The organism is Jiangella gansuensis DSM 44835 (assembly GCF_000515395.1).
Classification (GTDB): Bacteria; Actinomycetota; Actinomycetes; order Jiangellales; family Jiangellaceae; genus Jiangella; species Jiangella gansuensis.
Genome location: NZ_KI911782.1, coordinates 5,232,590 through 5,250,908, shown reverse-complemented (window position 1 = coordinate 5,250,908; position 18,319 = coordinate 5,232,590). Strand labels below are relative to the sequence as shown.

General features: G+C 71.0%; 20 protein-coding genes. 13 read left to right on the top strand and 7 right to left on the bottom strand.

The window, feature by feature from the left end; genetic code table 11:
• Positions 1-78: 78 nt before the first annotated feature.
• The 4 genes from JIAGA_RS0124875 to JIAGA_RS0124860 are packed head-to-tail and all read right to left on the bottom strand — an operon-like array spanning position 79 to position 2,649.
• Positions 79-816, bottom strand: coding sequence for an ABC transporter permease (locus tag JIAGA_RS0124875; RefSeq protein WP_026877755.1), 738 nt, complete (start codon positions 814-816; stop codon positions 79-81).
• Positions 813-1,700, bottom strand: coding sequence for an ABC transporter ATP-binding protein (locus JIAGA_RS0124870; protein WP_026877754.1), 888 nt, complete (start codon positions 1,698-1,700; stop codon positions 813-815). Before JIAGA_RS0124870 ends, JIAGA_RS0124875 begins: the two co-directional genes overlap by 4 nt.
• Positions 1,697-2,020 (bottom strand): winged helix-turn-helix domain-containing protein, encoded by a 324-nt coding sequence (locus tag JIAGA_RS0124865; protein ID WP_026877753.1) that lies wholly within the window; start codon positions 2,018-2,020, stop codon positions 1,697-1,699. The genes JIAGA_RS0124870 and JIAGA_RS0124865 overlap by 4 nt, the downstream gene beginning before the upstream one ends.
• Positions 2,017-2,649, bottom strand: a complete 633-nt coding sequence (locus JIAGA_RS0124860) for a hypothetical protein (protein ID WP_026877752.1) — start codon at positions 2,647-2,649, stop codon at positions 2,017-2,019. The genes JIAGA_RS0124865 and JIAGA_RS0124860 overlap by 4 nt, the downstream gene beginning before the upstream one ends.
• A gap of 255 nt (positions 2,650-2,904) precedes the next feature.
• Between JIAGA_RS0124860 and JIAGA_RS32215 the strand changes: the two genes are divergently transcribed.
• Positions 2,905-4,227, top strand: a complete 1,323-nt coding sequence (locus JIAGA_RS32215; protein ID WP_084470089.1) for an SGNH/GDSL hydrolase family protein — start codon at positions 2,905-2,907, stop codon at positions 4,225-4,227.
• Here the strand turns inward: JIAGA_RS32215 and JIAGA_RS0124850 are convergent.
• Positions 4,207-5,400 carry a heparan-alpha-glucosaminide N-acetyltransferase domain-containing protein gene (locus tag JIAGA_RS0124850; RefSeq protein WP_026877751.1) on the bottom strand — a complete coding sequence of 398 codons (1,194 nt, stop codon included), beginning with the start codon at positions 5,398-5,400 and terminating at the stop codon, positions 4,207-4,209. The two genes, JIAGA_RS32215 and JIAGA_RS0124850, sit on opposite strands and share 21 nt — an antisense overlap.
• 4 nt (positions 5,401-5,404) lie before the next feature.
• Entirely contained in the window at positions 5,405-5,533 is a 129-nt protein-coding gene (locus JIAGA_RS36040) for a hypothetical protein (protein WP_281172732.1), read from the bottom strand.
• Positions 5,534-5,732: 199 nt separating this feature from the next.
• Between JIAGA_RS36040 and dnaK the strand changes: the two genes are divergently transcribed.
• The 6 genes from dnaK (at position 5,733) to JIAGA_RS0124815 (ending at position 13,532) form a co-directional block, all read left to right on the top strand.
• Positions 5,733-7,622, top strand: coding sequence for a molecular chaperone DnaK (dnaK, locus tag JIAGA_RS0124840; protein ID WP_026877750.1), 1,890 nt, complete (start codon positions 5,733-5,735; stop codon positions 7,620-7,622).
• Complete coding sequence (grpE, locus tag JIAGA_RS32210) at positions 7,619-8,317, top strand: nucleotide exchange factor GrpE (protein WP_035812948.1); 699 nt, start codon at positions 7,619-7,621, stop codon at positions 8,315-8,317. The genes dnaK and grpE overlap by 4 nt, the downstream gene beginning before the upstream one ends.
• A 50-nt stretch (positions 8,318-8,367) precedes the next feature.
• A complete protein-coding gene (dnaJ, locus tag JIAGA_RS0124830; protein WP_026877749.1) occupies positions 8,368-9,522 on the top strand; it encodes a molecular chaperone DnaJ in 1,155 nt (384 codons plus the stop codon).
• A 32-nt stretch (positions 9,523-9,554) separates the two neighbouring features.
• Entirely contained in the window at positions 9,555-9,935 is a 381-nt protein-coding gene (locus tag JIAGA_RS0124825) for a heat shock protein transcriptional repressor HspR (RefSeq protein ID WP_035815218.1), read from the top strand.
• Positions 9,936-10,696: 761 nt separating this feature from the next.
• A complete protein-coding gene (locus JIAGA_RS0124820) occupies positions 10,697-12,895 on the top strand; it encodes an MMPL family transporter (RefSeq protein ID WP_026877747.1) in 2,199 nt (732 codons plus the stop codon).
• 85 nt (positions 12,896-12,980) lie between these two features.
• Complete coding sequence (locus tag JIAGA_RS0124815; RefSeq protein ID WP_026877746.1) at positions 12,981-13,532, top strand: RNA polymerase sigma factor; 552 nt, start codon at positions 12,981-12,983, stop codon at positions 13,530-13,532.
• Between the two features lie 17 nt (positions 13,533-13,549).
• Here JIAGA_RS0124815 and JIAGA_RS36035 read toward each other — a convergent pair whose 3' ends face one another.
• Positions 13,550-13,681 (bottom strand): hypothetical protein, encoded by a 132-nt coding sequence (locus JIAGA_RS36035; protein WP_281172731.1) that lies wholly within the window; start codon positions 13,679-13,681, stop codon positions 13,550-13,552.
• 340 nt (positions 13,682-14,021) lie between these two features.
• Between JIAGA_RS36035 and JIAGA_RS0124805 the strand changes: the two genes are divergently transcribed.
• From JIAGA_RS0124805 to JIAGA_RS0124780, 6 genes are read left to right on the top strand one after another with little or no spacing between them, the layout of a single operon-like run.
• Positions 14,022-14,432: an acyl carrier protein gene (locus JIAGA_RS0124805; RefSeq protein ID WP_035812947.1), complete on the top strand. Its 411-nt coding sequence runs from the start codon at positions 14,022-14,024 to the stop codon at positions 14,430-14,432.
• A gap of 1 nt (position 14,433) precedes the next feature.
• Positions 14,434-14,856, top strand: coding sequence for a holo-ACP synthase (gene acpS, locus JIAGA_RS32205; protein WP_051426481.1), 423 nt, complete (start codon positions 14,434-14,436; stop codon positions 14,854-14,856).
• Positions 14,841-15,287 carry a 3-hydroxyacyl-ACP dehydratase FabZ family protein gene (locus JIAGA_RS0124795; protein WP_026877744.1) on the top strand — a complete coding sequence of 149 codons (447 nt, stop codon included), beginning with the start codon at positions 14,841-14,843 and terminating at the stop codon, positions 15,285-15,287. The genes acpS and JIAGA_RS0124795 overlap by 16 nt, the downstream gene beginning before the upstream one ends.
• The gene (locus JIAGA_RS0124790; RefSeq protein ID WP_026877743.1) at positions 15,284-16,576 is read left to right on the top strand and encodes a beta-ketoacyl-[acyl-carrier-protein] synthase family protein; all 1,293 of its coding nucleotides are present in this window, start codon (positions 15,284-15,286) and stop codon (positions 16,574-16,576) included. Before JIAGA_RS0124795 ends, JIAGA_RS0124790 begins: the two co-directional genes overlap by 4 nt.
• A complete protein-coding gene (locus JIAGA_RS32200; protein ID WP_051426480.1) occupies positions 16,573-17,007 on the top strand; it encodes a 3-hydroxyacyl-ACP dehydratase FabZ family protein in 435 nt (144 codons plus the stop codon). Before JIAGA_RS0124790 ends, JIAGA_RS32200 begins: the two co-directional genes overlap by 4 nt.
• On the top strand, positions 17,004-18,278 hold the full coding sequence (locus JIAGA_RS0124780) for a beta-ketoacyl-[acyl-carrier-protein] synthase family protein (protein WP_026877742.1): 1,275 nt from the start codon (positions 17,004-17,006) through the stop codon (positions 18,276-18,278). The genes JIAGA_RS32200 and JIAGA_RS0124780 overlap by 4 nt, the downstream gene beginning before the upstream one ends.
• Positions 18,279-18,319: the final 41 nt, after the last annotated feature.

The window sequence follows — 18,319 nt, the reverse complement described above, 5'->3', positions numbered from 1 at the left end:
TGCCATTGACGAGTCAATAACGAAGCGGTAAATTGCCCGTTCTTCGTGTGCCTTGTCAACGGCGTCGTTCGCGGCGGATCAGCGGAACCGGCGGCCCTCGTCCCGGCGGTACGCGACGACCGCCGCCACCCCGGCCGCGAGCGTCCACACCCCCAGCATCGCCATCGACACCGGGTCGACGGCGAAGTCGGAGACGGCTGCCCAGATCAGCTCCGCGGCGCCGCGCGTCGGCACGTATGGCGCGATGGTGTCGATGAAGCCCGGCAGTCGCTCGGGGTCGCCCATCAGCCCGCCGCCGAACGCCAGCGGCAGGAACGAGATGGTTGCCACCGCGGTGGCCGCCTTCGCGGGCAGCGAATAGCCGATGGCCAGGCCCAGCAGGGTGAATGGCACCACCGTGAGCACCAGTGCGCCGAGCGCGGCCAGAAACCGGCCCGGGCTGAGCGTGGCCTCGGTGAGCAGTGCCGCGATGACCACCACCGGGATCACCGCCACGAGCACGAACGTCGTGCCGACCAGGACCCGGGCAGCGAACCGCGGACCGGCGCCGGCCGGCAGCGTCCGCACGAACGCCTCCCACGGCAGGGCACGGTCTTCGGCGACCCCCGCGCCGTACTGGAACAGGCAGGTGACCATGGTGGCGAAGACGACCATCGAAGCGGTCGCGACGGTGGCGGCGCGGGGGTCGTCGGCCGTGTTCGGGACGACGAAGAACAGCATCGACGCCGCTGGGAAGAAGACCGTGGCGACGACGGCGACCGGGATGCGCAACGTCTCGGCGAACTGGTAGCGGGCGTGGGTCAGGGCCAGGCTCATGCGAGGCTCCGGTGCTCGTCGGTGAGGGCGAGGAACGCGTCCTCGAGCGATGTGCTGCGCACCTCGAGGTCGCGGAAGTCGACGCCGCTGGCGACGAGCTCGCGCACCAGCCGGTCGGCATCGGTGGTCATGAGGTGGGCGCGGCCGGCGTCGTCGCGCGCGGTCGAGACCACGCCGGACAGCTCGGGCAGGTCGCCGGCCGACAGGCTGACCCGGCGCATGCCCGCGACGTCGCGGATCTCCGCGATGCTGCCGTCACGGATGACGCGGCCGTGGTCGATGACGACGACCCGCTCGGCCAGCGCCTCGACCTCCTCGAGGTAGTGGCTGGTGAGCACGACTGTCCCGCCCTCGCCGTGGAATGAGCGAATGCCCTCCCACAGGTGGTGGCGGGCGTCGACGTCGAGACCCGTGGTCGGCTCGTCGAGGAACACGATCTCGGGCCGGCCGGCGAACGCCAGAGCCACGGCGAGCCGGCGCCGCTGCCCGCCGCTGAGTGAGCCGCACTGCCGCCGCTCCAGCCCGGTCAGGCCGAACCGCTCGAACAACTCGGCCACCGGCACCGGATCGCCGAAATGCGCTGACACCAGGTCGGCAGTCTCCTCGACGCGCAGGCTCAGCGGCACCCCGGTCTCCTGCGGCGTCACGCCGAGGACCCGGCGGATGGCCGGCGTCATCGGGTTCCCGCCGCGGATCTCGACACGGCCCTGGTCCGGGCGGCGCAGTCCGACGAACAGGTTGATCAGCGTGGTCTTGCCGGCGCCGTTCGGGCCGAGCAGGCCGACCAGCTGGCCGCGCGGGATGTCGAGGTCGATGTGGTCGAGCGCCACCACGTCGCCGTACCGGCGGGAGACGCCGACGGCGCGGGCGATGGGGTCGGTCATGGCTGCTCCGATCCGGTGGCGCCGTCGAGCAGTGCTCGGATGGCCGCCGTGTAGTCGTCGAATGCGGCACGGCCGCGCGTGGTCAGGGCGACGTACGTGACCGGCCTCCGTCCCTGGTGGGTCTTGGTGATCTCGACGTAGCGGGCGTCCTCCAGCTTGCCGAGGTGTACCGAGAGGTTGCCCGCGGTCATGTCGAGCACCGTGCGTAGGTACGGGAAGGTCATGTGGTCGCCGACGGGTAGCGCGGACAGCGCCGCGACCACGCGGAGCCTGGCCTGTGCGTGGATGACGGGGTCGAGGTCGGGTGGCTGCGGCGTCACGACGGGGACCGCCGGGCCGGCGCCGACACGACCAGCGCGGTGACGATCATGGCGCCACCGCCGGCGACCGAGACCACCAGCGAGTGCCAGCCGGGCCCGGCCAGCACGCCGGCCAGGTTCACCACCAGCAGCCAGCCGCCGAGCACCAACATGCTCCAGTCGAGCCAGATGGCGCCGCCGGCCAGGAAGAAGACGCCGGTCAACGCGATGCTGACCGAGCCGAACAGCAGGCCCCGGTGGTCGTCGGGTAGGTACTCGGCGAACCGGCCGAGGATCGGGAAGATCGTGCCGAACGCCAGCATCCAGCTGACGCCGTACATGGCGCCTCGGCGGTTGCTCTCTCCGCCGACCCGAGTCGCTTCGCGCAGGCCGGCTCCGATGGTGATGACGATCGACACCGCCATCAGCGTGAACAGCACGATCAGCGGGAGCGTGTCCGGCAGGTCGATCCACGGGCCGTCGCTGCCTGGGCCCTGGTCGAGTGCGAACAGGCCGAATGCGATGAACCAGGTCAGCCCCCAGGGCAGGTAGTACAGCAGCATCGCACCGCGTTGCCGGACGGCGACCGCCGCCCGCCCTTGGGCGATCAGCCGCAGCGATTCCTCGGGCGTCAACTCCGGGTCGGTCACGCCAACCACTTTAAAGCGCAAACTAGTTTGTGAGCAACCAAGGACCCTCTTCGCGTGTGATCATCAAGAGTTGACCCGGCCCTGACCGGGCCAACTCTTGAGGATCAAGGCGACGGTGCCCGGAAACCGCTTACCGCACAACGACGTCCGTTCAACGCACCATGCCTGGCGGGTCGGGCAATGAGCGCCCTAGCGTCACGACTGCCGAGCGCCCGGTGCCCCGCCGGGTGCCGCGGGACTCGACGAGGAGCCGCCATGCCCCTGACCCGATGGTTGCCGAGGACCCTTCGCCCCTGGATCGCCCCCGCGACCGCCGTGCTGGCCACCGTGGCGCTCGTGGCCGGCGCGGCCGGAGTCGAACCCGAAGCCTTACCACCGCCGGCGGCGGCAGAGCCGGCGAGCGATGTCACCGACACGACGGCTGCATCGTCCTCTACCACTGGATGGGTAGGCACCTGGGCCACCGGCGTCGCGGAGGCCGAGTCGGGTCAGGCGCTGGCCGGATTCACCGACACCACCGTCCGGCAGCGGATGCACGTCTCCGTCGGCGGATCGCAGGTGCGGCTGCGGCTGACCAACGTGCACGGCGAGACGCCCCTGGTGGTGGAGTCGACGACGCTGGCGCTCCCGGGGGCGGCCGCCGGCGACATCGATCCGGACACGCTGCGCACGGTGACGTTCTCGGGCCGGTCGAGCGTCACCGTCCCGGCCGGCGCCGAGCTGGTGTCCGACCCTGTCGACCTGCGTGTCGCCGATGACAGCGACGTCATCGTGAGCCTCTACGTCCCTGGTCCGACGGGTCCCGCGACCTACCACGCGCTGGCGCATGCGACCGGCTGGACCGCGACCGGTGATCAGACGACAGCGCTGAGCGCCGGCGCCTATTCGGGCACGACGACCTCGTTCTGGTTCCTCGACGGGCTCGACGTGCGCGGCGCAGTGTCCGGCTCGGCGGTGTTCTTCGGCGACTCCATCACCGACGGCAACGGCTCCACCCGCGACGCTGACCGGCGCTGGCCGGACTACCTGGCCGACCGCATGCTCGAGGCGCCGCGCCCGCACCGCTTCGGGATCCTCAATGCCGGTATCAGCGGTAACCGGCTGCTGCTCGATGCGAACAGCCCGGGCCAGGGCGACAACGCGCTCGCCCGGCTCGATCGCGACGTGCTCGCCCAGACCGGGGTGGGCACGGTGTTCGTGTTCGAAGGAATCAACGACATCCAGCAGCCGAACTCGCAGTACGACCCGGAGAAGTTGATCGCGGCGTACGAGCAGATCATCCAGCGTTCCCGCGATCGCGGCCTGCGCGTGGTCGGCGCCACGCTCGCGCCGTTCCAGGGTTACCACTCGTGGACACCCGAGCGCGAGGCCGTGCGGTCCGCAGTGAACACCTGGATTCGGACATCGGGCGCGTTCGACGCCGTGGTCGACTTCGACGAGGTGCTGCGCGACCCGGCGAACCCGTTGCGGATGCTGCCCGCGTACGACTCCGGCGACAACCTGCACCCCGGCGACGCCGGGTACCAGGCGATGGCCGAGGCCGTGGACCTGCGAGTCCTATGGCCCCGGGGCCGCTGACCGGCCGGGTGCCACGAGCTCGCGCGCCTGCCTGGCCAGTGCCGCCGACAGCGCCTCCAGCGGGCCGCGGCCGATGAACGCCCGCCACGGCATCGCGACGGCGAACACGATGGCGACGTGGATCAGGTAGGCGTTCGGCTCGCCGCCCGGTATGGGCCCGGACAGCAGCACGACATGCAGGCTGTACAGCGTGAACGTCATGCCGCCGATCGCCGCCAGTGGCCAGATGACCCCTCTGGCCCGGGCGGCGATCAGCAGCATCAGGCCGAGTACCGCGGCGCTGGTGCCGATGGTGTGGAACAGGTCGAACGGGGTGGCCGTGTGCGGCGAAGCGACGACGAGCCACCACCAGCTGGTGACCGGCTCGGTGCCGTAGAACGACGTGTTGAGCACGTGCTCACCGAAGTTCACCGGACTGGCGGGGTGGCCGCCGAGCCCGGCCGACTCGAGGTGTTCGAGGCCGCGCTCGAGCAGGATCATGGACGCGACCCAGGCCGCCACGGCCAGCGCGGCCCCGCCGGCCAACAGCGTCGCGGCCACGCGGGTCGACGACAGCGCCAGCCGGCCGATGCCGAGGCCCGCCAGCAGGTACGCCATCCATGGGAACACCGGGTAGTAGCCGGTCACCAGCAGCTCGCGCAGCAGGTCGCCGGGCTGGCTCAGCGAGTCCAGGGAGGGGACGTCGTACGACGCCGGCGGCGCGCCCTCGCGGTAGGCGTGGCTGAGCAGGGGTGCCACCGCTGACCAGGTCGCAGCCAACGGCAGCAGCACCCGGGCCCCGAGGCCGAGAAATGGGATGGCCACCAGGAACAGCAGGCCGTAGTAGGCGAGGATGACCGCGACACCGGAGTCCAAGGCGCCGAGGCACAGGCCGACGAGGAAGATCAGGAGCGCGCGCAGGACCACGCCGACGCTCGCGCCGAGCAGCGGCCGGCCGCGAAGCGGGGTTCGCCCGCCGGTGGCCAGTGCCAGGCCGACGCCGGCCAGCAGCGCGAACAGGGCCGCCGACCGGCCGCTGGCGATGAGCCGGGCCGCGGAGAGTTCGCCGGTGTCGGTGATGGCCGGGATGATGTGCACCGACATCATGCCGAGCAGGGCCAGCCCGCGTGCGGCGTCCACGCCGAGCAAGCGGCTGCGTACCGCTGGCGGGCGGGTGCCCTGCTCCACGGTCATCGCGCTAGAACACCAGGTTCATGAGGAACGGCGCCACGCCGGCGACCAGGCACAGGATGAGCACGATGGCCACCAGCCTGGTGCGCAGATCGGTCCGCCGGGGCGCGTCGTCGTCCTCGAAGTCCGGGTACATGGGGGTCAGGGTACGTCGTGTTTCTGGGGGAATCCTCAGACGCAGGCCGGTGCCGGGAATCCTCCGGCGGGGTTGCTCGTTGATCCTGACAGAAGTTGAGTCGCGGGGACTCAAGGTGGATTTGTGGTCCGGCCACCTCGCGGCGATACTTGAGCCATACTGACTCAACAACGCAAGGCGAGCACTGGAGGTATCCGCCATGGCACGAGCCGTCGGCATCGACCTGGGCACGACGAACTCCGTCGTCGCTGTTCTGGAGGGCGGCGAGCCCACCGTCATCGCCAACGCCGAGGGGTCGCGCACCACTCCGTCGGTCGTGGCCTTCGCCAAGAACGGCGAGGTGCTGGTCGGTGAGGTCGCCAAGCGCCAGGCCGTCACCAACGTGGACCGCACCATCCGGTCGGTGAAGCGTCACATGGGGTCGGACTGGAAGCAGCAGATCGACGACAAGACGTTCACGCCGCAGCAGATCTCGGCGTTCGTCCTGCAGAAGCTGAAGCGCGACGCCGAGGCGTACCTGGGTGAGACCATCACTGACGCCGTCGTCACCGTTCCGGCGTACTTCAACGACGCGCAGCGCCAGGCCACCAAGGAGGCCGGCGAGATCGCGGGCCTCAACGTGCTGCGGATCGTGAACGAGCCCACCGCGGCCGCGCTGGCGTACGGCCTCGACAAGGGTGAGCACGACCAGACCATCCTCGTGTTCGACCTCGGCGGCGGCACGTTCGACGTGTCCCTGCTCGAGATCGGCGAGGGCGTCGTCGAGGTCAAGGCCACCAGCGGCGACAACCACCTCGGTGGCGACGACTGGGACCAGAAGGTCGTCGACTGGCTGATCGGCCAGGTCAAGTCCGCGCACGGGCTCGACCTCTCCAAGGACAAGATCGCCATGCAGCGCGTCCGCGAGGCCGCCGAGCGCGCCAAGATCGAGCTGTCGTCCAGCACCCAGACGTCCATCTCGCTGCCCTACATCGCGCAGGACGCGGAGAAGAACCCCGTCCACGTCGACGAGACTCTGTCGCGCGCGCAGTTCGAGCAGATGACGGCCGACCTGCTGGCTCGGGCCAAGTCGCCGTTCCAGAACGTCGTTCGCGACGCCGGCATCTCCGTCGACCAGATCGACCACGTCGTGCTGGTCGGTGGGTCCACCCGCATGCCCGCCGTCGTCGACCTGGTCAAGGAACTCACCGGCGGCAAGGAGCCCAACAAGGGCGTCAACCCGGACGAGGTCGTCGCCGTCGGCGCCAGCCTGCAGGCCGGCGTGCTGCGCGGCGAGGTCAAGGACGTGCTGCTGCTCGACGTCACCCCGCTGTCCCTCGGCATCGAGACCAAGGGCGGCGTGATGACCAAGCTGATCGAGCGCAACACGACCATCCCGACCAAGCGGTCGGAGATCTTCACCACGGCAGACGACAACCAGCCGACCGTGGGCATCCAGGTCTACCAGGGCGAGCGCGAGATCGCGGCGTACAACAAGAAGCTCGGCACGTTCGACCTGACCGGTCTGCCGCCGGCGCCGCGCGGCGTCCCGCAGATCGAGGTCACGTTCGACATCGACGCCAACGGCATCGTGCACGTGTCCGCCAAGGACCTCGGCACCGGCCGCGAGCAGTCCATGACCATCACCGGCGGGTCGTCGCTGCCCAAGGACGACATCGACCGCATGGTCCGCGAGGCGGAGCAGTACGCCGAGGAGGACCGCAAGCGTCGCGAGGCCGCTGAGGGCCGCAACCAGGCCGAGTCCCTGGTCTACCAGACCGAGAAGTTCCTGGCCGACAACACCGAGAAGGTCGGGACGCTGTCGCAGGAGGTCCGCGACGACGTCGACTCCGCGCTGGCCGAGGCCAAGAAGGCGCTGGAGGGCAACGACGACGCGGCCATCAAGTCCAGCACCGAGCGCCTGCAGACGGCGTTCCAGGCGCTGGGCGCGGCCATCTACGCCAACGCCCAGGCCCCGTCCGACGCTGGTGCCGCCGGCGCCGACGCGGGCGCCGCCGGTGACGGCGCGTCGTCGGCCACGTCCGGCGACACCGTCGACGAGGACGTCGTCGAGGCCGAGATCGTGGACGAGGAGAAGGACGACAAGTGACCGACGCGGAGCGACCTGACACGCCCGAGGAGGGTGCGGAGGAGCTGAAGCCGGTCATCCGGGATCGTCGGCGCATCGACCCCGAGACCGGCGAGCGCCGGGCCGGCGACACCGATCCCGGGGCCGGGCAGGCGACGCCGGCTGCGGGCGCGGCCGTCGCCGACGGCGCACTGGCCGACGAACTCGCCGGCGCCCGCGCCGAGGCGGCCGAGCGGCTGGAGGATCTGCGCCGGCTGCAGGCGGAGTACGTCAACTACCGCAAGCGAGTCGAGCGCGATCGCGAGCTGGTCCGCGAGAACGCCAAGGCCGAGGTGCTGACCGAGCTGCTGTCCGTCCTCGACGACATCGGGCGGGCGCGCGAGCACGGTGACCTCACCGGCGCGTTCCGGTCCGTCGGCGAGGCGCTGGAGGCGGTGACGTCGAAGGTGGGCCTGGTGCGCTTCGGTGAGCCGGGCGACGAGTTCGACCCGACCATCCACGAGGCGCTGATGCACGGTTACGCCGACGACGTCGCGGTGCCCACCTGCACGCAGATCCTGCAGCCGGGCTACCGCGTCGGTGAGCGGGTGATCCGACCGGCCCGGGTGGCGGTCGCCGAACCCACCGAGGCGCTGCCGAGCTCACCGGGCGCGGACGCCGGTGCGGACGGCGCCGAGACAACCGAGCGCGCCGCGGCGGACAATGAGGACAGCTGAGTGCGGAGGGCTGAAACCCGCCGCCAGAACCTGAGAGGAGGGGGGAGCGAGTGAGCACGAAGGACTGGATCGAGAAGGACTATTACAAGATCCTCGGCGTCTCGAAGGATGCCGACGCGGCGACGGTCAAGAAGGCGTACCGCACCCTGGCTCGCGAGCTCCACCCCGACCGCAACACCAACGACAAGGTCGCTGAGGAGAGGTTCAAGGACGTCTCCGAGGCCTACTCGGTGTTGTCGGACCCGCAGAAGCGCAAGCAGTACGACGAGGCCCGCACGCTGTTCGGCGGTGGTATCCGCACGCCGGGCGGCGGCGCGGGCGGCGGGTCGTTCAACTTCGACCTCGGCGACATCTTCTCAGGGTCCGGCGCCGGCGGCGGCCTGGGCGACGTGTTCGGCGGCATCTTCGGCCAGCGCACCCGCCCGCGTGGCACCGGTACCCGGCGCGGTGCCGACGTCGAGCGCGAGGTCACGGTCACGTTCACCGAGGCGGTCGAGGGCAAGACCATCCCGCTGAAACTGACCAGCTCGTCGGCCTGTCCGTCGTGCGCCGGCACCGGTGCCCGGGCCGGCACGGTGCCCCGGGTGTGCCCCACCTGCACCGGCACCGGCTTCACCAGCACCGACTCCGGTGGTTTCGGCATGGCCGAACCGTGCAAGGACTGCAAGGGCCGCGGGCTGGTCGTCGACGACCCCTGCCCGGTGTGCAGCGGCTCCGGTCGCGGCACCACCAGCAAGGTCATGCACGTGCGCATCCCGGCCGGCGTGGTCGACGGGCAGCGCATCCGGCTGCGCGGCAAGGGCGTGCCGGGCGAGCGTGGCGGTCCGGCGGGTGACCTGTATGTCGTCATCCACGTCGGCGGGCACCCGGTGTTCGGTCGCCGCGGCGAGAACCTCACGGTCACCGTGCCGGTCACGTTCCCGGAGGCCGCGCTGGGTTCGGAGATCAAAGTGCCCACGCTCGGCGGCAGCGCGGTGACCCTGCGGCTACCTCCCGGCACGCCCAACGGGCGCACCTTCCGCGTCCGCGGCCGCGGTGCGCCGCGCAAGGACGGCACCCGCGGCGACCTCCTGGTGACGGTCGAGGTCGCGGTGCCGCAGAGCCTCAAGGGGACGGCTAAGGAAGCTCTCGAGGAATTCCAGACGGCGACGTCCGGCGACGACGTCCGGGCCGAGCTCATGAACCTGGCGGCGAAGGAGGCATGACCATGGAGGCCGGGGCACGGTTCATCGTGGCGATGTCGGGCGCGGCGCGGCGGGTCAGCGACGACGAGCCGATATACGTCATCTCCGTCGCGGCCGAGATGGCCGGCATGCACCCGCAGACGCTGCGGCAGTACGACCGGCTCGGCCTGGTGTCGCCGCGGCGCACCGGGGGCGGCGGCCGCCGGTACTCGCTGCGCGAGGTCGAGATGCTCCGCGAGGTCCAGCGCCTGTCCCAGGAGGACGGTGTCAACCTCGTGGGCATCAAGCGGATCATGGAGCTCGAGGCCGAGGTCCACGAGCTGCGCGCCCAGCTGGCGATGCTGACCGGCGCCGTCCCGGAGGCTTCTGACTACCTGCCGGTGCCGGCGTTCCAGTCGGCTCTGGCCGTCTATCGCCCCGAGCCCATTCGCTGACCCCTCCTCGGCGGTGACGTGCCCCGGGGGATGTCACCTGATCTTCGATGTGTCACCTGATCGGGTCGATTGCAACGATCAGGTGTCGTCCGCACCCGGGATCGGCGTGGATCGGTCGCCTGATCCTCTCCAGCATGTGGACCGGCCGCGATCAGGTGACCTCGGCACGCGCATCCGGCGTGATCGGTCACCTGATCGTTCCGTCGCGGACGACGTCGGGTAGCCCGGACGGCCAGATCCGTGGTGGACAGGGAACGGTTCCAGTGACACGGCCAAACCGGTCATGACCGGGATCGCGTGCGAGGCCGGCCCGCGCCCCGGCGGCGCGGCCCGTGTCGACAGGATGCAGTACTCGCAGGTACCAGCTTGCCGCGAGCCAGTAAAGCCGCGAGCGGTGATTTAACCTAGGGTTTATCTGCCTCGTCAAGGAATTCCGCGTTGGCGTGCGGTTCATGGCTTCGTCACCCAAGTCACCTCTGAAAGATCATTGACCGGCTGCCTGCGACGATGTTTTACTCAAGGCGGAAAGCACCGGCTTGTCGTGGTTTGTCAGCTCTGCTGTAGCGAATTGCTGATATGTCTGACCAGGTCAACGGTTGGATTACCGCCAGGCCGCGTGGTCGGCCGGTGACCGTGCCGGGTGAGGGTGGAACCGGAGTCGTCTTGAGTAGTGAGATCTGCACGCGAAAATGTAAAGCTCCTTTACATTGGCTGCTGCCCGGCGTCCGCCGAATGAGCGGCGGCGCGGGAGAGGCTCGGACATGTTGACGTTCATCGGCCGCATGGCCACCCGCCGGCGCGGCGGAGTGCTCGTCGGTGCGCTGGTCCTGGTGCTGGTCGGCGCGGTCTGGGGCACCGGTGTGTTCGGGACGGTGACCGGGGAGGCCGGTTTCGACGACCCGGACAGCGAATCGGTGCGGGCCGTGGACATCGTCGAGGAAGCCATCGGCCGCACCGCCGTCGACGTCGTGGCGCTGTACCACAGCGACGATCTCACGGTGGACGACGCCGAGTACGAGGCGGCCATGACAGGAGTCGCCGACGATCTCGACGCCTCCGGCCAGGTGGTCGCGGTTCGCTCGTACTACTCCACCGGCGCCGACGCCTTCGTCTCCGCCGACCGGGCCGGCACCTATGTGGCGATCCAGCTGGAAGGCGACGACGTCGGCGCGCGTTCCGACGCGTACGACGCGGTGTCCGAGCTGCTGGAGGTTCCGGGACTGAGCCTGCAACTGGGCGGTCAGGTGCCGATGGGCCAGGAGATCAACGGCCAGATCCAGAGCGACATCACCCGCGCCGAGCTGATGGCGATGCCGATTCTCCTGGTCCTGATGGTGCTCGTCTTCCGCAGCGTGGTGGCCGCGTTGCTGCCGCTGGCGGTGGGTGCCCTGTGCATCATGGGCTCGTTCGCCGTGCTGCGCGTGATGACCATGGGCACCGACGTCTCGGTGTTCGCGATCAACCTGGTGACCATGCTGGGCCTTGGTCTCGCCATCGACTACGCGCTCTTCATCGTCAGCCGCTTCCGTGAGGAACTGCCCACCAGCGCCACGCCGGCCGAAGCCGTGATGCGCACCATGCGCACCGCCGGCCGCACCGTCGCGTTCTCCGGGCTGACCCTCGGGGTCTCGCTGCTGAGCCTTCTCTTCTTCCCGCAGACGTTCCTGCGCTCGATGGGAATGGGCGGGGTCGCGACCGTGCTGTTCGCGCTGGTCGGAGCACTCGTCGTGCTGCCCGCGCTGCTGGCCCTGATCGGCCGCCGGGTCGACGCCTGGCCGGTCCCGCTGCCGCGGCGGCTGCGCGCCGGCGACGGCCGCGGCTGGTACCGGATCGCCCACGCGGTGATGCGCAGGCCGGTGGCCGTCACCATCGGCATCGTCGGCGTGCTCGTCGCCCTCGGCCTGCCGTTCCTGCGGGTCGACTGGGGCATGGCCGATGCCCGGGCGCTGCCGGAGGGCACCGAAGCCCGCCAGGTGGCAGAAGCCCTCGAGGCGGACTTCCCGGCCAACCCGGCCGACGCCATCACCGCCGCGGTGACCCTGCCCGACCCCGTCGACAGCGCGGCGGGTGGTGCGGCCCTCGACGACTACATGTCGGCGCTCACGGCGGTGCCCGGCGTCGAGACCATCGCGCCAGTCGGCGCCGCCGACCAGACCGTGGCGCTGAGCATCCAGTACGCGCCCGCGCCGCAGTCGGCCGACGGGCTGGACCTGCTGGCAGAGCTGCGCTCGGTGCAGCCGCCGGACGGCGTCGAAGCGTTGTTCGCCGGTGGTCCGGCCGGCCTGGCCGACCTGCTCGACAGCGTCAGCGAGCGGCTGCCGTGGATGGGCCTGTTCGTCGGCGTGGTCTCAGTGGTGCTGCTGTTCCTCGCGTTCGGCTCACTGGTGCTGCCGTTGAAGTCGATCGCGATGAACCTGCTGTCGCTGTCGGCGTCCTTCGGCGCGATCGTCTTGATCTTCCAGGACGGGCATCTCTCCGGGCCGCTCGGGTTCACTCCGACGGGCCTGGTCGACGCCACCATGCCGGTGCTTATGATCGCCATCGCGTTCGGCCTCGCCATGGACTACGAGGTGTTCCTGGTCTCCCGCATCCGGGAGCAGTGGGACCGCACCGGCGACCACGTGGAGTCCATCGCCACCGGTGTGCAGAAGACGGCGAAGATCATCACCGCTGCTGCGTTGTTGCTGGTCATCGTGGTGGGCGCGTTCGCGACCTCCGGGGTGACGTTCATCAAGATGGTGGGTGTCGGACTGGTGGTCGCGATCATCGTCGACGCCACCATCGTCCGTGCGCTGCTCGTCCCGGCGACCATGCGCCTACTGGGCACTCGGTGCTGGTGGGCGCCGGGACCGCTGCGGCGGTGGTGGGACCGGCACGGCCTGCGGGAGTACGACGCCGCGGAGCCCCCGGACACGGTGACGGTGGCGGCCGGTGAGGTCGCGGACACCACACGGGTGTGAGTCGGCCGCCGACTCAGGCGACGCGGGCCGGTGCTGTCCCGCAACCGCCGGACGGCGACACACGGACAACTCGGGGGGCGGACACGTGCACAGCTACGCGACCACGACCGACTTGGTGACGGCCTGCCTGAACGACGACGACGAGGCCTGGCGGGCCCTGGTCGTCAGATACGCGCCCCTGGTCTGGTCGATCGCCCGGGCACATCGCCTGAGCGCGGCCGACAGCGAGGACGTCGCCCAGGCCACGTGGGTGCGGTTGTGGCGAAACCTGAGTGACCTGCGCGACCCCGGCCGGCTGACCGAATGGCTCTCGATGATCGCCCGGCGGGAGTCGCTGCGACACCTGCAGGCGGCCAAGCGCCGGGCGCAGTCGTGGAGCCCGGATGACCTGACCAGGCTGCCGGACGACACCGCGGAGTCGGTCGAGGACCGTGTGGTGTCCCACGAGCGTGCCGGCCAGCTCGCCCGGGCGATGCTGGCGCTTCCGCCACGCTCGCAGCACATGCTGGCCTTGCTGGCGCAGAACCGCAGCTACGAGGAGATCGCCACGGCGCTCGGGGTCTCGGCCGGTTCGGTCGGGCCGATCCGTAACCGCTGCATCGCCCAGCTGCGGTCGCTGCTCGCCGAGGCGGGCTGACCGGCAGCCGGCCGCGGTCAGTCCGGCCGGCGAGCGTCGGCGGCCCGCTCCACGACGTGGGGCGGTAGCTGCCCGATCAGCTGCTGCAGCTCGGCGATGAGGTCGTCGCCGGCATCGTCGTGCTCGGGGTGCTTCGCGGCGTCGTCCACGGTGAGGCGCCTCCTCGCGGTGAGCCACCGTGCGGCCGGTGGCGTGGTCGTGAACACATGGGCGCATGTCGGGACTGGCGACGGCGACCAGGTGTGCCCGTGCCCGGTGCCTGCCTACGTGTTCAGAACGCTACACGGGCGTTGCTGTGAATGCGCTGTGAAGCGCTCGCCGGTTCTCATTGTGTCGTTGACCTGCGATTTCGCGCGTACTGCGGCCCATGTGATCGAGGTCACTCGCTTCGAGTGTACGACCGGCCGACTGGCCAGGGTCATGAGACATGTGAAAAGCCGCAATGCGGTGTGTTCCGGAACATTCGACATGTCGAGTCGGGAGGACAGCATGACGCTGGTCAAGGACGAGGTCTTCGAGGCCGTGCGGGCGGCACTGGTCGACGCGCTGGGCGTCGAGGAGGAGGACGTGGTGGCCGAGGCGACGCTGCTCGGCGACCTCGAGGCGGAGTCGATCGACCTGCTGGACATCCTGTTCCGGCTGGAGCGGTCGCTCGGTGTCAAGATCACCGCCGCCGACCTGGCCGAGCACGTACAGGGCGGCATCTCCGAGGACGACTTCGGCACGCCGGAGGGCGTCGTCTCCGACATCGGCCTCGCCCAGCTCGCCACGGTGATGCCGCAGATCGACGTCGAGGCGCTGCGCGGGAAGTTGCCGGCCGAAGGGGTCATGGGCCTGTTCACCGTCGACAACCTGGTGGACCTCGTGCTCGCCCGGGTGACGGCGACGGCAGCCGCCTGAGATGGACGTCCGTGTCGGCGTCGACCTCGTGCATGTGCCGCGGCTGCGCCGGTTGCTGGCGGAGCAGCCGATGCTGGGCGCCCGGCTCTTCACCGACGGAGAGCTGCGGGCCTGCCGCGACCGGCGCACCGCGGCCAGCCGGCTCTCGGCGCGCTTCGCCGCCAAGGAGGCCGTGCTGAAGGCGATCGGCACCGGGCTGGGGCCGCGGATGCGCTGGCTGGACGTCGAGATCGTGAACGAGCCGTGGGGCCGCCCTCTGGTGCGGCTGTACGGCGAGGTGGCCGCGGTGTGCAGCCAGCGCGGGACGCGCACGGTCGAGATCTCGCTGTCGCACACCGGTGACTACGCCGTCGCCCACGCCGTTGTCGTCATGACCGGCACGACCCACCGGGACGAGGAGGGAACCGCGTGCTCTTCCAGCTGACCGACCGGATCGTCGGCTACGAGCCCGGCCGGGAGATCCGGGCCAGGAAGCTCACCTCACGCTCCGAGCCGTACTGGCGCCAGACGCCGGACGGCCCGGTGATGCCGCCGCCGCTGGTCCTCGAGGTCCTGTGCCAGGCCGGCGCCTGGCTGGTGATGCTCGACACCGACGTTGCCCGGCGTGCTGCCCTGCTGTCGGTCGCCGACGTGCGATTCACCGGCCCGGTACGTCCCGGCGACGTCCTGGACGTGACCGCCACGGTGGAGTCCGCATCGGACGAGATGGCCGTGGTGTCCGGCACGGTCGTGGTCGGCGACCGCACGGTGTTGGAGGCCACGGACGTCATGTGCGCGCTCATCGACACCGCTGAGCTGGACGACCCCGCGGTGACCCGGCGGCAACTGGCGGCGCTGACCGGAGCCGGGCAGTGACCGCGCAGGGCCGGCGGCGCGTCGTCGTCACCGGGATCGGTGCCGTCACACCACTGGCGAACGACGCCACCGGCACGTGGAAGGCGCTGGCGGAGGGGCGCAGCGGGGTCCGCGAGATCACCACCTTCGACGCCTCCGCCTTCCCGGTCCGCATCGCCGGCCAGGTGACCGATTTCGACCTCGCCACCGCGGTGCCGGAGCGCCGCCACCGTCGCTACCTCTCGCGTGGGGCCGGCTACGGTGTGGCGGCCGCCGTCGAGGCGCTCGCCCAGGCGGGGCCGCTGGACGGCGACCCGTACCGCCGCGGGGTGTCCGTCGGCGGCACCGTGGGCCGCATCGAGTTGCAGCAGCTGGCCGACATGTCATGGCTCCTGGAGTCGACCGGACACCGGCAGATCTTCCGGCAGTCCCCGGCCGAGGTGCTGGAACGCGACCAGAACGTCGCGCCCGCCGTCATGGCCGACATCGGCGACTGCCGGGGGCCGTTCGTGTCCGTCAGCACCGCGTGCGCGGGTTCGGCGCACGCACTCGGCGAGGCCTATCTGCGCATCCAGGACGGCGACGCCGACGTCATGCTGGCCGGGGGCTACGACGCCTTGACCACGTGGATGGACGTGCTCGGCTTCGCGCTGCTGGGCGCGCTGACCCAGGACTCGCCGGACCAGCCGGAACGGGCCTGCAAACCGTTCGACGCCCGCCGCAACGGGTTCGTGCTCGGCGAGGGCGCGGTGATGGCCGTGCTGGAGGAGCGCGAGCACGCGATCGCGCGCGGGGCGACGGTGCTCGGCGAGATCGCCGGCTACGCGTCCAGCCTGAACGCGTACCGGATCACCGACTCCCCGCCGGACGGCGGCGGCGCCATCCGCGCGATGCGGGAGGCGCTGGTCGACGCCGGCGTGCAACCCGACGGCATCGACTATGTCGTCGCGCACGGCACCGGCACGCCCGGCAATGACGCCAGCGAGACGGTCGCCATCACCGAGGTCTTCGGACCGTGGGCGGGGCAGTTGGCGGTGAGCTCGCCCAAGTCGATGGCCGGGCACCTGACCTCGGCGGCGGCCGGTCTGAACCTGATTGCCGCGCTCGGCTCGATCCAGGACGGCCTCGTCCCGCCGACCATCAACCTCGACCGCCCGGACCCGGCGCTGTCGCTCGACTACGTGCCCAACGTGGCCGCCTCCAGACCGGTGCGGGCCGCGCTCGTGAACGCGTTCGCCTTCGGCGGCACCAACGCATGTTTCGTGGTCACCGGCCCGGGGCCGCGACCAGGACAGGAGAGCTCGCGATGACGACCCCGCTGCTCGACCGGACCGATCTGGTCCGGGCCGCCGAACTGGCCGGCCTGGACACCGTGCTCGCGCTGGAGCCCGGCGCCCGGGGCAAGGCGACCCGCAACGTGCCGTCCACGTCGGCGATCTTCGCCACGCACTTCCCGCGCTTCCCGGTGCTGCCCGGGGTGCTGATCCTGGACGACCTGGCCCGCCTGGCCGCCCTGGTGGTGGACGGCGCCGGGTCGCCGGAGCGGTGGTCGCTGGCCGGCGCGACGCGGATCCGCTACCGCCGCTACGTGCGGCCCGGCGACGTTGCCGAGCTGAGCGTCGAGGTGGTGCCCGGTGCGAGCGACCCGGTACTGCGCGGGACGGTGCGGGTAGACGGCGCCGTGGTCACCACCGTGGGCGCACTGACCCTCCGGGAAACGGCCACGGGTGGGGCGGCATGACGCGGCGGGTGGCGGTCACCGGGATCGGGCTGCTCACCGCATTGGGCACCGGTCATGCCGACACGTGGGACGGGCTGCTGGCCGGCCGCTCCGCCGTCGGCCCGCTGCGCGGGTTCGACCCGACGTCGCTGCGCACCCGGATCGGTGCCGAGCTGACCGGCTTCGACCCGTCGCCGTATGCCTCGCGCCGCACGCTGCGCAGCACCACCCGTGAGGACGAGCTGGCGCTGGCCGGGCTGGCGCTCGCGGTCGAGGACAGCGGTGTCGACCTCGCCGCCGGCGACCCGGAGCGGCTGGCCGTGTTCCTGGCCGGCAACAAGGAGATCTCGCGCCCCCAGCACCTGATCGACGGTGCGCTCTCGGTCCGTGAACCCGATGGGACGGCGCGCGAGCGGGTCCTGGGAGAGCGCATGACCTCCAGCTTCTACCCGCTCTTCTACGTCGAGGGGTTGCAGGCCGCCGCATTGTTCTACGCGTCGCAGCGCTACCAGGCCAAGGGGGCGAACGCCTACTTCCACGGCACCGCCGACGCCGGAGCCACCGCGATCGGCCGCGCCTACCGCTCGGTGCGCCGCGGCGAGTCCGACGTGGCGCTGGCCGGCGGCTTCGACACCGGGGTGTCGTTCTGGACGATGTCGAAGATGGACGGCCTGGGCGTCCTCACCGACCGCAACGAGCGCGGCGCCGAGGCGTTCCGGCCCTACGACCGCGACCGGTCCGGCTCGGTGCTGGGTGAGGGCGCCGCCGTCCTGGTCCTGGAGGAGTACGGCGCCGCGGCGGCCCGGGGCGCCCGGATCTACGCGGAGATCTGCGGACTCGGCTCCGCTTTCGACATCGGCGGACTGGTCACCCCGGAGCCCGACGGTGCCGCCCTGACCGCCGCGGTCGTCGCGGCCGGGCGCGAGGCCGGCTGGACGGCCGGGCCGGACTACGTCGCCACCCATGGCTGCGCCACCCGGCTGGGTGACGCCAGCGAGGCGGCCGGGCTGCGGGCAGCGTTCGGCGGCGGCTCCGGGGCGGTCGCGGCCAGCAGCGTCAAGCCGGCCATCGGTCACCTGGTCGCTGCCGCCGGCGCCGCGAACGTCGCGATCGGGGCGCTGTCGGTGCACCACGGAGGCGTGCCGCCGACCCTCAACCTGACCGACCCGGACCCCGACTGCGACCTGGACTGGGTGCCGAACGAGAGCCGTGAGCTGCCGGTGCGTTCCGCGCTGGCGCTGGCGCGCGGCCTGGAAGGACAGAACGTGGCCGTGGCGCTGCGCGCGGCCTGACGTGAACCGGCACAGCGAAGCGGAGCGAGCCGATGGACAGG